Consider the following 14338-nt stretch of genomic DNA (forward strand, 5'->3'; position numbering starts at 1 on the left):
ATTTTCTAACTCATGCCTAATCCTACTTAGTAACACGTTCTATATTAAGATTTTTGAGATGCGAGTAACAGTTGTTGAATGTGCATTGTCAAATATGCTACTTCAGCTTCATATACTTCTACATCCATTTGTGATTGAATCATTTTTATTATTTTTACAGCTACATTATAGCATAGCGGATATTGCGCTTTCAATAGTTTCTCAAAAGTTAATTCGATTGTCGCTCTTTCGCCTTTTTTTAAGCGTTGTAGCAAGAAATGCATATGTCTGATATAACGTTGATATTGTAATGACGCCTTATCAATGTGAATTTCAAGGTCATGTTCTATGAGTCGTATCGCACGATTAATTAATTCTGTTACTTGCTTTGTATTTTCGATGCTGATGTGCTCAATTTGGGAGGCGATATGCAATGCGATAAATCCAACTTCATCTTCTGGAAACATCACATTTAGTTGTAAATTCAAGCGTGCAACGACACGTTTTGCAATTTGATATGCTTCAGGATAACTGTACTTTGTTTCACTCAAAAATGGATTGGAAATCAATTGATTATTTTTTACACGTTTTAACGCAAAGATGAGATGGTCTGTTAAGGATACGATAAATGATTCATTGTTCTCAATATTAAAATGCGCCAAAATAATTTGTACAGATTCAATGACCACTCGAATTTCTTCTTCATTTGTCTGATCTAATAGTTGTAAATAGTGATCTTGTTCTGTTTTATTTTGCAACTTGAATACTTTCTCGACCGTATCCAAATCTTTAATTGTCGTACCCGGCTTTTTATTAAATCCAATACCCTTTCCAACTAAAACGACTTCTGTCCCGTTATCTTTACAAATCAACACATTATTGTTAAGCACTTTTGAAATTTTGTATGTGTTCATGCAATCTTCCTCTCTCGGCAGTCACTACAAATTATATCGACTATTTCATGGAAAGAAAAGTTAAAGCTTTATAACATTCTGCTTAAAGAAAAACTGAGCATCCAACAATCATTGCTGTCTACTCAGTTTTACATAAATATTATTTAACTTTTTTAATGTCTTTTGATTGGTCGCCCCAACATTCAATACCGAATAAATTAATTTCTAAATTCTCTGGTTTAAAGATAGGACGTTTACCCTCTCTACGTTGTTGTTGATAATCTTTCATTACAGCAAATGCGATATTTGACAAACCGATAATCGCAACTAAGTTGACAATCGCCATCAATCCCATAAATAAGTCTGCAGTGCTCCATACTGTTTCAGTTTTAACAACTGCACCGGTGAAGACAAGCACTACAACTAAACAACGGAAAATAAATAATGCTAATTTACTTTCTGTTAAAAACTCTAAGTTTGATTGACCATAGTAATAGTTACCGATTACTGAAGAGAATGCAAATAATGCAATCGCAACTGTTAAGAAGATACCACCGGCACTACCAAGATGTTCATTCAATGCAGATTGTGTTACTGCAACACCTTGTTTGGCATCTTCGCCAAACTCTAAACCTGAGTAAAGTAAAATCATAATCGCTGTCGCTGTACATACTAAAATCGTATCAAAGAAAACACCTAATGATTGAATTAAACCTTGTTTGACTGGGTGTGAAACGGCTGCAGTTGCTGCTGCGTTCGGCGCAGAACCCATACCAGCTTCGTTCGAGAATAAACCACGTTTAATCCCTTGTAATACCGCAAAACCTACTGCACCACCAGCTGCTTGGTCAATACCAAACGCACTCTTAATGATTGTTAAGATCATTGGGATGATTTGATCGTAATGCATGAATAAAATCACTAATACCATCACTACATAGATGATCGCCATGAAAGGTACAATCGCTGATGATAAGTTAGCGATACTACGCACACCACCGAAAATGATAATTGCTGTAAGAATCGCAAGGATGATACCTGTAATCACAGGGCTCACACTATATTGCGTTTGTAATGACTCTGCAATCGTATTTGATTGTACTGTGTTAAAGACAAATGCGAATGTTACAGTAATCAATATTGCGAATAAGACACCTAACCATTTTTGATTAAGACCTTTTGTGATGTAGTAAGCAGGACCCCCACGGAAACCGCCTTCTTCATCATGCACTTTGTACACTTGCGCTAGTGTCGCTTCGATAAATGCACTTGCTGCACCAACGATTGCAATAATCCACATCCAGAATACTGCCCCTGGACCACCTAAAACAATCGCAGTTGCAACCCCAGCAATGTTACCAGTCCCTACACGAGAACCAGCACTAATTACAAATGCTTGGAATGATGAAATCCCTTTTTCACCAGAATCTAATGTTTCCGGCTTTTCTTTAATGGCACGGAACATTTCAGGGATCCACCTGATTTGAACAAATCTAGAGCTGATTGTGAAAAATAGACCTGCAGTCAGCAAGAGTCCGATTAAATATTGTGACCAAATTAAATCGTTTCCTACCTGAACTACTGTCTTAAACCAATCAGGAATTAAACTATCGAAATCTCTCATTCATATCACTCTTTACTATTTAGATTTTCATATACTTCTTTAAATACAGCTAGTAGTATTCTACCACCAATATTTAACAGTGACTATAAAATTTTTAATTATTCACTAACAAAAAGAGTGTGAATTTCACCAAATGTACTTGTATCAACGACGAAAGAACCATTTGTATATTGTTCAGAGAGATGTATTTTGTTAATTTGCCCATCATGTACTGCTTCATCTGAAATTAAGTGATATTGTGTTTTAGAAGTGTCACAAATATGTGCATCAACAATACGATGTGGTTGTTTTTTCAATTCTTTTAACAAGGTAATACCACGTTGTGCACGTTTGGCTACTTGTAAAACATTGAAACCAATACGTTTTAATGCACCACGTTGCGTTGCGATGAGTATCGTATCTTCTTCACTTACAAGATCTGCCATGACCACATGATCCTCTGCTTTCAGATTGATGGCTTTCACACCGCCTGTACGAATACCTGTCGTTGGCAATTCAGAAAGTGGATACGTTAATGACATACCTTTATACGTTAGTAATGTGACGAGTCGTTGTATTTCTTCGACGTTTACTTTTACAGCACTTATTACAACATCTTGATCTTTTAATTTCATACCTACAAGTGGTTTAAGATGACGTGCTGTTTTATAGTGAGACAATGTGGTCATTTTAATCATGCCATTACGTGTTGCAGTCATGACCGCTTCATGATCATCAAATGTGGATACCACTTCATAATTGACAATCGCTTCGTCTTCATCAATAGAGGCAATTTGCGAAATATGCTGCCCAAGGTCTTTCCATTTAATATCCGGGATTTTATGGACAGGAATCGATAAATAACGGCCTTTATTCGTAAATACGAGTGCTGTATCTTGTGTATTGACTTCTAAAGATTTAATAACATAGTCATCTGTTTTCAAGCCAATTTCATCCTTGCCCGAAGCATTATAACTACGCAATGATGTACGCTTCATATAACCTTGATACGTCACACTCAGCATGACCACTTCACTTGGTACAAGTACCTCTTTATCAATCTTAATTTCAGCAATTTCCGCTTCAATCGTAGACAATCTCGGCTCTTTAAATTGCTTTTTAATCTCTTCTAATTCTGTTTTAATCACATTTAACAATGCATCATGATCATTTAAAATGTGTTGTAGTCCCGCAATTGTTTTTGATAACGCATCATGTTCTTCTTGTAATGCCACGATATCCGTATTCGTTAAACGATACAGTTGTAACATCACAATCGCTTCTGCTTGTGCTTCACTAAAATCATAAGTCGCAACTAAGTTTTCTTTCGCATCACGTTTATTTTTTGATTCACGGATTAAAGCAATAACCTCATATAAAATAGACAATGCCTTCATTAATCCTTCTACAATATGCATACGATCTTCTGCATGTTTCAAGTCAAATTTTGTACGGCGTGTTACGACTTCAATTTGATGGTTCAAATAGCAATCAATAATTTGTTTAATGCCCATTAATTTCGGGCGACCTTCACTAATGGCCACCATATTAAAGTTATAGGCTACTTGTAAGTCTGTGTTCTTATATAAGTAGTTGAGTATCGCTGTAGCATTAACATCTTTTTTCAATTCAATCGCGACTCTTAATCCGCTTCGATCCGTTTCATCACGAACTTCAATAATACCTTCTACTTTTTTATCAGCACGTAACTCATCAATTTTTTTGACAAGGTTTCCTTTGTTGACCTCATACGGAATTTCTGTCACAACAATTTGACTACGACCATTGCGCAATGTTTCTGTTTCAGCTTTGGCACGGACAATTACTTTGCCTTTACCAGTCTCATATGCCTTTTGAATACCATCAATCCCTTGAATAATACCGCCTGTTGGGAAATCAGGACCTTTGATATACTTCATCAATTGCTTCACAGTCATATCAGGCTTATCAATCAACTTCAATGTCGCCGTAATGACTTCAGCTAAGTTATGTGGTGGAATATCCGTTGCATAACCTGCTGAAATACCCGTAGACCCATTAATCAGTAAGTTTGGTAATCGCGCTGGTAACACCATTGGTTCCATTTGCGTATCATCATAGTTCGGTACAAAATCAACCGTTTCTTTATTTAAGTCACGTAATAATTGTTCAGACAGTTGACTTAACTTTGCTTCTGTATAACGCATCGCAGCAGGTGGGTCATTATCAATACTTCCGTTATTCCCGTGCATTTCAACAAGAACATGGCGTAGCTTCCAATCTTGACTTAAACGCACCATAGCATCATAAACAGAACTATCACCGTGTGGATGTAAGTTCCCGATGACATCACCGACTGTTTTCGCACTTTTACGGAAGTTTTTATCGTATGTATTTCCACTTGAATACATAGAATATAAAATACGTCTTTGTACAGGTTTTAATCCATCACGAACATCTGGTAATGCACGTTCTTGAATAATATATTTACTGTAACGTCCAAAGCGATCACCTATGACATCTTCTAACGGTAAACTTTGTATTACTTCAGCCATTATGCTTCCTCCCCGTCAGTTTCATCTTTAACTAATATTTGGACCTCATCATTTTCCAAAATACTTTGGTCTTCTTGCATGCCAAATTGTACGTGTCTTTCAATCCATTCACGACGTGGTGCTACTTTGTCACCCATTAATGTAGAGACGCGTTTAGATGAGCGCACTTCATCGTCAATTTGGACTTGAATTAATGTACGTGTTTCTGGGTTCATTGTTGTTTCCCACAATTGTTCAGGGTTCATTTCACCTAAACCTTTATAACGTTGTAGCATAAAACCTTTCCCCAGCTTTTTCTGTAATTTCTCTAACTCTTCATCCGTCCATGCATATTCCACACGTTTTTGCTTCCCTTTTCCTTTCTCCAACTTATAAAGAGGTGGTAAAGCAATATAAACATGCCCTTCTCGTACAAGTGGACGCATATATTTAAAGAAGAATGTCAGTAATAGTACTTGAATGTGTGCACCATCTGTATCCGCATCGGTCATGATGATCACACGATTGTAGTTACTATCTTCTAAGTTAAAGTCATTCCCAACACCTGCACCAATCGTATGAATAATGGTATTAATCTCTTCATTTTTGAAAATATCTTCAAGACGGGCTTTTTCGGTATTAATCACTTTACCACGCAACGGTAAAATGGCTTGAAACTTACGATCACGTCCCAGTTTTGCTGAGCCACCAGCTGAGTCACCCTCAACTAGGTACAATTCATTTTTCTTTGTATTTTTACTTTGCGCAGGTGTCAACTTACCAGACAACAATGTGTCCTTGCGACGATTCTTTTTACCTGAACGTGAATCTTCACGCGCTTTACGAGCTGCCTCACGTGCTTGTTGCGCTTTGATCGCCTTTTTGACCAATGCTTTTGATAATTGTCCTTTTTCTTCTAAATAAAAAGGAAGTTTTTCAGTAATTAAAGCATCTACGGCACTTCTTGCTTCAGGCGTCCCAAGTTTAGACTTTGTTTGCCCTTCAAATTGTAGAAGATGTTCTGGGATACGAACTGATACAATGGCAGTTAATCCTTCACGAATATCATTACCTTCTACATTCTTATCTTTTGGTTTTAGTTCACCAATACGGCGAGAGTAGTCATTAAATACACGTGTCATAGCTGTTTTAAATCCAACTTCATGCGTACCACCATCTTTCGTACGTACGTTATTAACGAAACTTAAAATACTCTCTGAATATTGATCATTATATTGGAACGCTACATCTACTTCGATATCATTGATTGTCCCTTGGAATAACGCAACGTCATGTAATGTTTCTTTTCCTTCATTAACATAACTTACAAACGCCTTAATACCTTCTTCATAATGATATACTTCTTGACGTTCTTTTCCAGATCGCTTATCTTCCATCACAATCTTTAAGCCTTGTAATAAGAATGAAGACTCTTGGAAACGTTCGCTTAATGTATCGAAGTTAAAAGATGTCGTACTTTTAAATATCTCTGAATCAGGTTTAAATGTAACAATCGTTCCTGTCTTTTTCGTTTTTCCTTTTTTAACAAGACTCGTTTGCGGGACACCACCATGTGCAAATTTCTGTTCAAACACTTTGCCATCACGATGAATTTCAACCGTTAACCATTCACTTAACGCGTTAACGACAGAAGCCCCGACACCATGTAGCCCACCAGATGTTTTATAACCACCTTGGCCAAACTTACCACCTGCATGTAATACCGTAAAGATAACCTCCACAGTTGGTTTGCCTGATTGATGCATTCCTGTTGGCATACCACGTCCGTTATCTGCAATGGTAATGCTCTCATCAGCATTAATCGTTACTTGGATTTCATCACCATAGCCATTTAATACTTCATCTACAGAGTTATCAACGACTTCATAGACAAGGTGATGTAACCCGCGTTTGTCTGTAGAACCTATATACATACCTGGTCTTTTACGTACCGCTTCAAGACCTTCTAATACTTGTATCGCATCATCCGAATAATTATTCTTCTTTTTCGCTGACACACAATTCCCCTCCTGCAAACATACGTTCGTTTATCAAACTATACAATAGCTATTCTTATATAAAAACTACAAAAATGCAAGTCACAATTAAAAGAAATCGCCTAAACAAAGCCATTTAAGACACGTTCATCCATGTCACTTATTTAAGGAAAATAGTTTTTTAATGGCTATTCATATTTAAAAATGATGCATGTATTCTTATTACCGTTATCCACAACAAAAAGACCTCCTATTACAATAGAGAATAGGAGGCAAATGATACAGATCGATATATCACCGAGGTGTATCTCATAATACCTAAAATGAATAACCCTACTTTATGTGTTACAGATAAGATGCTTTGCTATTCTTTGACTTAGTTTAACCTTAAACGTATATAGAAGGGAATGCAAGCGTTAATACGCTCACTCATACAAATAGGTATATATTTAGCGATGGGTAAAAGAGACATAACAAGAAAATACATGACGAAATTCAATTTTATGGTAAAATAAGAGCAGGTACTAAAAGGATGTGAAAATTCATGGCATTAAGCCTTTTATTTATTGTAAGTTATTTAATCGGTTCGATACCGAGTGGTTATTTGATAGGAAAAATATTTTTCAACAAAGACATTCGTAATTATGGCAGTGGTAATATGGGCGCAACAAACAGTTTCCGTGTACTCGGAAAGCCCGCTGGTTTTGCAGTAACATTTTTTGATATTTTAAAAGGAACTTTCGCAGTTTTTCTACCGATATGGTTTAGTGTTGATATTCATGGTCTTATTGTGGGGATCTTCGCAATTCTCGGTCATGTATACCCAATCTACTTAAAATTCAGAGGTGGGAAAGCCGTTGCTACGAGTGCTGGTGTTTTATTAGGGGTCAATCCTTTATTGTTCATTATCCTTGTAGGTGTATTCTTTATCACACTTTATTTATCTAAGTACGTGTCACTATCAAGTATTGTCGGTGCAAGTTGTTGTGTCATTGGGTCCATTATCGTACATGACTATGTCTTACTCATTGTAAGCTTTGCAGTAACTTGTCTCCTTATTTATCGACATACAAGCAATATTAAGCGTATTTTGAATGGCACAGAACCAAAAATCAAATGGATGTAAGCACGACAGTTTGATTTCAACACAAAAAACGCTAAAATAAAAGCGTACTTTACTTTTATGATGAAGGAGGCGTTTCACGCATGAATTTAGAACTAACCCCTAAAGCTATAGAATGGTTCAAAGAGGAACTTGAATTACCTGAAGCTGGTAAAGTACTCCACTTTGTCGTCCGTTACGGTGGCGAATTCCAATTAAAGCAAGGATTCAGTCCTGCATTTAATGTAGACTTTCTAAAAGATATAGATGAAGTTGGTTACGAAACAAAAGTAGACGGCCTACACGTCGTTATTGCAGAAAAAGACGTATGGTATTATGAAGACCATCAATTAACAATTGATATAGAAAATGACGAAATCATCTATCACGCTCAAATTAAAAATGAAGCATAAGATAAACCCAATCAATAAGCATTTGTGCTTATTGATTGGGTTTTTTCAATTCAAGATCTTCTCCTGCTTTATTTCGCTTATCTACTTCACTGTAAACATCGTACCATTTAGGGAATGACTTATCTAAACGGAGTGGTTTCCCACCATCTTTTGTGATAATCACGTTATCTGTATAACCTTTTGTGACAACTTCTCCCTCTGAATTATACACTTCATATTCATAACGATATCTTAATCGTGAAAACTTAGATACCCATGTCTTCACAGTTACGACATCCGGATACCCAACACTTTTCTTATATTGAACATTGAGTTCAGTCACAGGAGAGACGACACCTTGACGTTCCATCTCCATATAATCCAAACCTAACTTGCGAACATAATCCGTACGTGCCACTTCAAACCATGTTGCATAATTCCCATGGTAAACAACACCCATCTGATCTGTTTCTTGATAGCGCACTTCAATTTCTGTCAATGCATATAACATACGTCAAACCTCTCTCTAAAGTATTATTGTGATTATCTTAGCATAAAACCCCCTCTATACATAAGTAAATCGATTGGCTAAATCCAAATTAAAAAACGAGTACAGCAAACATTCACTGTACCCGTCATATTTATTGTTGTATTATGCTAATTTTTTACGTAATACAAGTTGTAAGATACCACCATGACGATAGTAATCCATTTCAACGTTAGAGTCGAAACGTGCAATCGCTTCAAACACAACTTCAGTGCCGTCCGCTTTTGTTGCAGTCACTTTAACAAGTTGTCCTGGTTGAACTGTTTCGTCAATATCCACTTTGATTGTTTCTTGACCATCTAGACCAAGTGTGTCAGCTGATTCACCAGCTTTAAATTGTAATGGTAATACACCCATCATGACTAAGTTAGAACGGTGGATACGTTCATAACTTTGTGCAATAACTGTTTTAACACCTAATAAGTTTGTACCTTTTGCAGCCCAGTCACGAGAAGATCCCATACCATAGTCGTTACCTGCTAATACAACTAAGCCTGTGCCATCTTGTTTGTACTTCATAGCCGCATCAAAGATTGGCATTACTTCATTAGTTGGCCAATATGTTGTGAATCCACCTTCAGTACCTGGCGCTAATTGGTTTTTAATACGAATGTTAGCGAATGTACCACGTACCATGACTTCGTGGTTACCACGACGAGAACCATATGAGTTGAAGTCACGTGGAGAAACGCCGTTTTCTAACAAGTATTTACCTGCTGGTGTGTCTTTACCAATTGCACCCGCTGGTGAAATGTGGTCAGTTGTTACTGAGTCTCCAAATTTACCCATGACACGTAAACCTGTTAACGGTTGGATTGTACCAGGTTCTTTTGATAAACCTTGGAAGAATGTTGGGTTTTGTATATATGTTGAACTTGGATCAAAGTCATACAATGGTTGTTCTGTTGTATCAATTTGGTTCCATAATTCGTTATTTTCATATACGTTCGCATACTCTTCTTTAAAGAGTTCAGGTGTTACAACGCTATCTACTGTATCTGAAACTTCTTGAATTGAAGGCCAGATATCTTTTAAGAATACATCGTTACCTTCTGCATCTTGACCAAGTGGTTCATTTTGTAAGTCGATATCTACTGTTCCTGCTAAAGCATATGCCACAACAAGTGGTGGTGATGCAAGATAGTTTGCTTTAACAAGTGGGTGGATACGTCCTTCAAAGTTACGGTTACCAGATAATACAGAAGTTACTAATAAGTCTTCTTTCGCAATCGCTGCTTCGATTTCTTCTAATAACGGACCTGAGTTACCGATACATGTCGTACAACCATAACCAACTAAGTTGAAACCAAGTTGATCTAAGTACTCTTGTAAACCTGCATCACGAAGGTATCCAGTTACAACTTTTGAACCTGGAGCAAGTGATGTTTTTACATAATCAGGTACTTTTAGGCCTTTAGCAACTGCTTTTTTTGCTAATAAACCTGCACCTAACATAACGTATGGGTTAGATGTATTTGTACATGATGTAATCGCAGCAATCGCGATATCACCTGTTTTCATTTCTGATTTACGGCCATCTTTAAAGTCGATTGTCGCTTTCTTATCGAATTCACTCTCATCAAAACCATGTCCTTGGTTACCTGCTGGTGCAGTGACAGATTTTTGGAAAGCTTCTTTCATATTGCTTAAGAAGATAAGATCTTGTGGACGTTTAGGACCTGATAAAGATGCTTCTACTGTTGATAAATCTAAATCAACAATATCTGTGTAGTTTGGTTCTTCTTCTACATCAAAGAATAAGTGGTTTTCTTTTAAATATTTTTCAACTGCATCGATATGCTCAGCAGAACGACCAGTTAAACGTAAATATTTAAGTGTTTCATCATCCACTGGGAAGAAACCACATGTTGCACCATATTCAGGCGCCATGTTCGCAATTGTTGCACGGTCTGCTAATGGTAACTTATCAACACCTGGACCGAAGAATTCAACAAACTTGCCTACTACACCTTTTTGACGTAATAACTCTGTTACACGTAATGCTAAGTCTGTCGCTGTTGCACCTTGTGGTAATTCGTTTGATAAACGTACACCGATGACTTCTGGAATTGGGAAGTATGAAGGTTGACCAAGCATACCTGCTTCCGCTTCGATACCACCTACACCCCAGCCTAGTACACCTAGACCGTTAATCATTGTCGTATGTGAGTCTGTACCAACTAATGTATCTGGATAAGCGACTTTTTCGCCTTCTTCGTCACGTACATGAACAACATTCGCAAGGTATTCTAAGTTAACTTGGTGAACGATACCTGTTGCTGGTGGCACTGCATTATAGTTTTGGAATGCTTTCGTTGCCCAGCTTAAGAATTGATAACGCTCATAGTTACGTTCGAATTCTAATTTCATATTGCGCTCTACAGCGTCTGGGTTACCATAGCTATCAACTTGTACTGAGTGGTCGATAACTAAGTCAACTGGTACTTCTGGATTGATTTTTGTAAGATCCCCACCTACATCATCCATTGCTTTACGTAAAGAGGCCAAGTCCACGACCGCTGGCACACCTGTAAAGTCTTGTAAAATAACACGTGAAGGCTTGAATGGCACTTCGCCTTTGTCATTTTCTTTTCCGAATGTAGCCAATGATTTAATATGGTCTTCTGTAATAACAAAACCATCTTCTTGGCGTAAAACTGATTCTAATAATACACGGATAGAATATGGTAAGCGACTGATTTTAGTTAAGCCTTTTTCCTCTAATACGTTTAGGTCATAATATGTAATATCCTGACCGTTCACTTGAAATGACTTCTTCGCTTGCTCTTTTAAATTTGCAGTCATTTGAATGTCCCCCTTGGAAATTTTATATGCCTTTGATTCAATTGTATTATTAAAACGCTTTAAAAACAACTATGTAAGCGCTAAATCACCTTGTTTTGAATTTTGTCTTTGTAATTAGATATCATAAGTACATCTTATAACATTATGAAGTATTGATAAATTTAAGTTATTAATTGAGAACGATTTTCAATTCGCAAAATAACATAAAGAAGCGGTCAAACACCTCAATGGCATTCAACCGCTTCTTTCAATCATATTATTTTATTGTTCTTGATCTCTCATTGCTTTTCTTTTTGAAATGAGTTCGTCCTCATAATCTTGTTGTGACTGAGCCACATATTCTTTTAGACGATGTTTGTTAGGTGTTAATGTTAAACCTAAGAATTTACGTTCTCTGTTTGCATCTTTATAGAAGCTGATCATCATCATGATCACAACAATTGAGAATGGCAATGCACTAATAATTGCCGCACTTTGTAATGCATTCAATCCTTCTTCACCATTACCATTACCTGATAATAATAATACAAAAGCGATCAGTGATTGGGCAATACCCCATGTTACTTTAACGAATTGACTTGGGTTCAGTGAGCCATTAGTTGTTTGCATACCTAATACGAATGTTGCTGAGTCTGCTGAAGTGATAAAGAATGATGCAATCAATAATAATGCAACCATTGATAAGACCATTCCCATTGGTAAATGATTAAACACACCAAAGAGCTGTGTCTCTACAGACATGTCTAGAATTTCTTTATGTTTTTTAGCAGTTTCAATGCCTAATACACCGAATACACTAAACCATAAGAAACTTACAATGACTGGTACAAGCATCACACCAGAGATGAATTCACGGATAGAACGTCCTTTAGATACACGGGCAATGAATACACCTACAAACGGACTCCAGCTCATCCACCAACCCCAGTAGTACAATGTCCAACCAGACATCCATTCTGCTTTTTGAGGATTTTGTGATGCTGTATCAAAACTGCTGAATAAGAAGCCATCTAACAAGCTACCCATCGAACTTGTAAACATGTTCATAATTAAAACAGTTGGTCCAATAATTAAAGCAGCAAACATTAATAGTGCACCTAGTGTAATGTTTAAGTTACTTAAGTATTGAATCCCTTTACTTAGTCCTGACCAAGCACTCATAATGAATAAGATAGTCACAACAACGATGATAACACCTTGAGTTACGATATTATTTGGAATACCGAATAAGTAATTTAAACCACCAGCAATTTGTAACGCACCCATACCAAGTGATACGGCGACACCAATTACTGTTGCGAATACTGCTAAAACATCAATAAACATACCAATTGGACCATCAACACGATCTCCCAAAATCGGTCTTAATGTTTTAGAAAGTAATCCGGGTTCACCTTTTCTAAATTGTGAATAAGCAAGTGCCAATGCAACGACACCATATACTGCCCATGCATGGAATCCCCAGTGGAAGAATGTTGAACGCAATGATTCAGCATATGCTTGCTTTGTCATCGGATCTGCTGTAGGTGGTGCTGCAAAGTGAGATAATGGTTCTGCTGCGCCATAGAACACAAGACCAATACCCATACCAGCACTAAAGAGCATCGCAAACCAAGAAATTGTATTGAATTCTGGTTTGTCATTAGGGCGACCCAATTTTAATTTACCGATTGGGCTGAAGATTAAGAAGATACAGAAGAACACGATAACAGTTGTTAAAATTAAGTAATACCAACCTAAGTTATCAGTGATCCACATTTTTATTTCATTTGCAAAGTCACCAAATTGTGATGAGACAAATACCCCAATAAGTACAATAGCAAATACGATAATAGCACTAATTGAGAAAACTGGTGAAAACTTCTTACCATTTGGTTCTGGATTTGAAGTATTCATAAATTAACATACTCCCTTTCATATTTAGTTTTTAAATATTATATATATACCTAACTAATAAAAGTTTAAAAGGTATAAAATGAAACCACTTATATACCATAACAAAATAAAACATAATAATCAACGAAGTGTAAAATGAAAACGATTTTATTCAGGAAAGAGTATTGTAATGCTACTAAAATGTTGTATAATATCATTTATCGTTTAAATAATATTTAAAAAGGAGTAATTAGAATGTTTCAAGAGTTTAAAGAATTCGCGCTAAAAGGCAATGTATTAGATTTAGCAGTCGCTGTTGTAATGGGTGCTGCCTTCAATAAAATCGTAACATCTTTAGTAGAAAACATTATCATGCCGTTAATCGGTCTATTATTTGGTGAAATTAACTTTGCTGAAAACTGGTCAGCTTTCGGTATTAAATACGGTATTTTCATCCAATCAATCATCGACTTCTTAATCGTTGCAGTAGCATTATTCATCTTCGTTAAAATTGCTAACACATTAGTAAAACCTCAAGAAGAAGAAATCGAAGAAGAAATTGAAGAAAACACAGTGATCTTAACTGAAATCCGTGATATTTTACGTAATAAATAATCGGATATAGTAAAAGC

The 14338-nt window shown here is 36.5% G+C and carries 10 protein-coding genes; 3 read left to right on the forward strand and 7 right to left on the reverse strand.

Annotated elements, in window-relative coordinates; translation table 11 throughout:
* Positions 1-44 precede the first annotated feature (44 nt).
* From glcT to parE, 4 genes are all read right to left on the reverse strand, one after another.
* Positions 45-893 (reverse strand): glucose PTS transporter transcription antiterminator GlcT, encoded by an 849-nt coding sequence (gene glcT / locus MUA88_RS06485; protein ID WP_262605258.1) that lies wholly within the window; start codon positions 891-893, stop codon positions 45-47.
* Between the two features lie 139 nt (positions 894-1032).
* Complete coding sequence (gene alsT, locus MUA88_RS06490) at positions 1033-2496, reverse strand: glutamine transporter AlsT (protein ID WP_262603377.1); 1464 nt, start codon at positions 2494-2496, stop codon at positions 1033-1035.
* A gap of 98 nt (positions 2497-2594) precedes the next feature.
* Complete coding sequence (gene parC / locus MUA88_RS06495; protein ID WP_262603378.1) at positions 2595-5009, reverse strand: DNA topoisomerase IV subunit A; 2415 nt, start codon at positions 5007-5009, stop codon at positions 2595-2597.
* A complete protein-coding gene (gene parE, locus MUA88_RS06500) occupies positions 5009-7006 on the reverse strand; it encodes a DNA topoisomerase IV subunit B (RefSeq protein WP_262605259.1) in 1998 nt (665 codons plus the stop codon). Before parE ends, parC begins: the two co-directional genes overlap by 1 nt.
* 523 nt (positions 7007-7529) lie before the next feature.
* On the opposite strand from parE, the gene plsY reads away from it, so the two are divergent.
* Entirely contained in the window at positions 7530-8111 is a 582-nt protein-coding gene (plsY, locus tag MUA88_RS06505) for a glycerol-3-phosphate 1-O-acyltransferase PlsY (protein WP_262603380.1), read from the forward strand.
* 80 nt (positions 8112-8191) lie between these two features.
* Entirely contained in the window at positions 8192-8500 is a 309-nt protein-coding gene (locus MUA88_RS06510; RefSeq protein WP_262603381.1) for a HesB/YadR/YfhF family protein, read from the forward strand.
* Between the two features lie 28 nt (positions 8501-8528).
* On the opposite strand, the gene menI is transcribed toward MUA88_RS06510, so the two are convergent.
* The 3 genes from menI to MUA88_RS06525 all read right to left on the reverse strand — a co-directional run bounded on the left by menI (position 8529) and on the right by MUA88_RS06525 (position 13727).
* Entirely contained in the window at positions 8529-8990 is a 462-nt protein-coding gene (menI, locus tag MUA88_RS06515) for a 1,4-dihydroxy-2-naphthoyl-CoA hydrolase MenI (RefSeq protein WP_262603382.1), read from the reverse strand.
* A 141-nt stretch (positions 8991-9131) separates the two neighbouring features.
* A complete protein-coding gene (gene acnA / locus MUA88_RS06520; protein ID WP_262603383.1) occupies positions 9132-11831 on the reverse strand; it encodes an aconitate hydratase AcnA in 2700 nt (899 codons plus the stop codon).
* A 261-nt stretch (positions 11832-12092) separates the two neighbouring features.
* Positions 12093-13727: a BCCT family transporter gene (locus tag MUA88_RS06525; protein ID WP_262603384.1), complete on the reverse strand. Its 1635-nt coding sequence runs from the start codon at positions 13725-13727 to the stop codon at positions 12093-12095.
* Positions 13728-13961: 234 nt separating this feature from the next.
* Between MUA88_RS06525 and mscL the strand changes: the two genes are divergently transcribed.
* Positions 13962-14321: a large conductance mechanosensitive channel protein MscL gene (gene mscL / locus MUA88_RS06530; protein WP_262603385.1), complete on the forward strand. Its 360-nt coding sequence runs from the start codon at positions 13962-13964 to the stop codon at positions 14319-14321.
* The last annotated feature ends 17 nt before the right edge of the window (positions 14322-14338 follow it).

The organism is Staphylococcus sp. IVB6240, from assembly GCF_025558425.1.
GTDB lineage: Bacteria > Bacillota > Bacilli > Staphylococcales > Staphylococcaceae > Staphylococcus.

Bases quoted from the DNA above. Each gene is read 5' to 3' on its own strand.
- glcT (WP_262605258.1), bottom strand. From the start codon at position 893: ATGAACACATACAAAATTTCAAAAGTGCTTAACAATAATGTGTTGATT.
- alsT (WP_262603377.1), bottom strand. From the start codon at position 2,496: ATGAGAGATTTCGATAGTTTAATTCCTGATTGGTTTAAGACAGTAGTT.
- parC (WP_262603378.1), bottom strand. From the start codon at position 5,009: ATGGCTGAAGTAATACAAAGTTTACCGTTAGAAGATGTCATAGGTGAT.
- plsY (WP_262603380.1), top strand. From the start codon at position 7,530: ATGGCATTAAGCCTTTTATTTATTGTAAGTTATTTAATCGGTTCGATA.
- MUA88_RS06510 (WP_262603381.1), top strand. From the start codon at position 8,192: ATGAATTTAGAACTAACCCCTAAAGCTATAGAATGGTTCAAAGAGGAA.
- menI (WP_262603382.1), bottom strand. From the start codon at position 8,990: ATGTTATATGCATTGACAGAAATTGAAGTGCGCTATCAAGAAACAGAT.
- acnA (WP_262603383.1), bottom strand. From the start codon at position 11,831: ATGACTGCAAATTTAAAAGAGCAAGCGAAGAAGTCATTTCAAGTGAAC.
- MUA88_RS06525 (WP_262603384.1), bottom strand. From the start codon at position 13,727: ATGAATACTTCAAATCCAGAACCAAATGGTAAGAAGTTTTCACCAGTT.
- mscL (WP_262603385.1), top strand. From the start codon at position 13,962: ATGTTTCAAGAGTTTAAAGAATTCGCGCTAAAAGGCAATGTATTAGAT.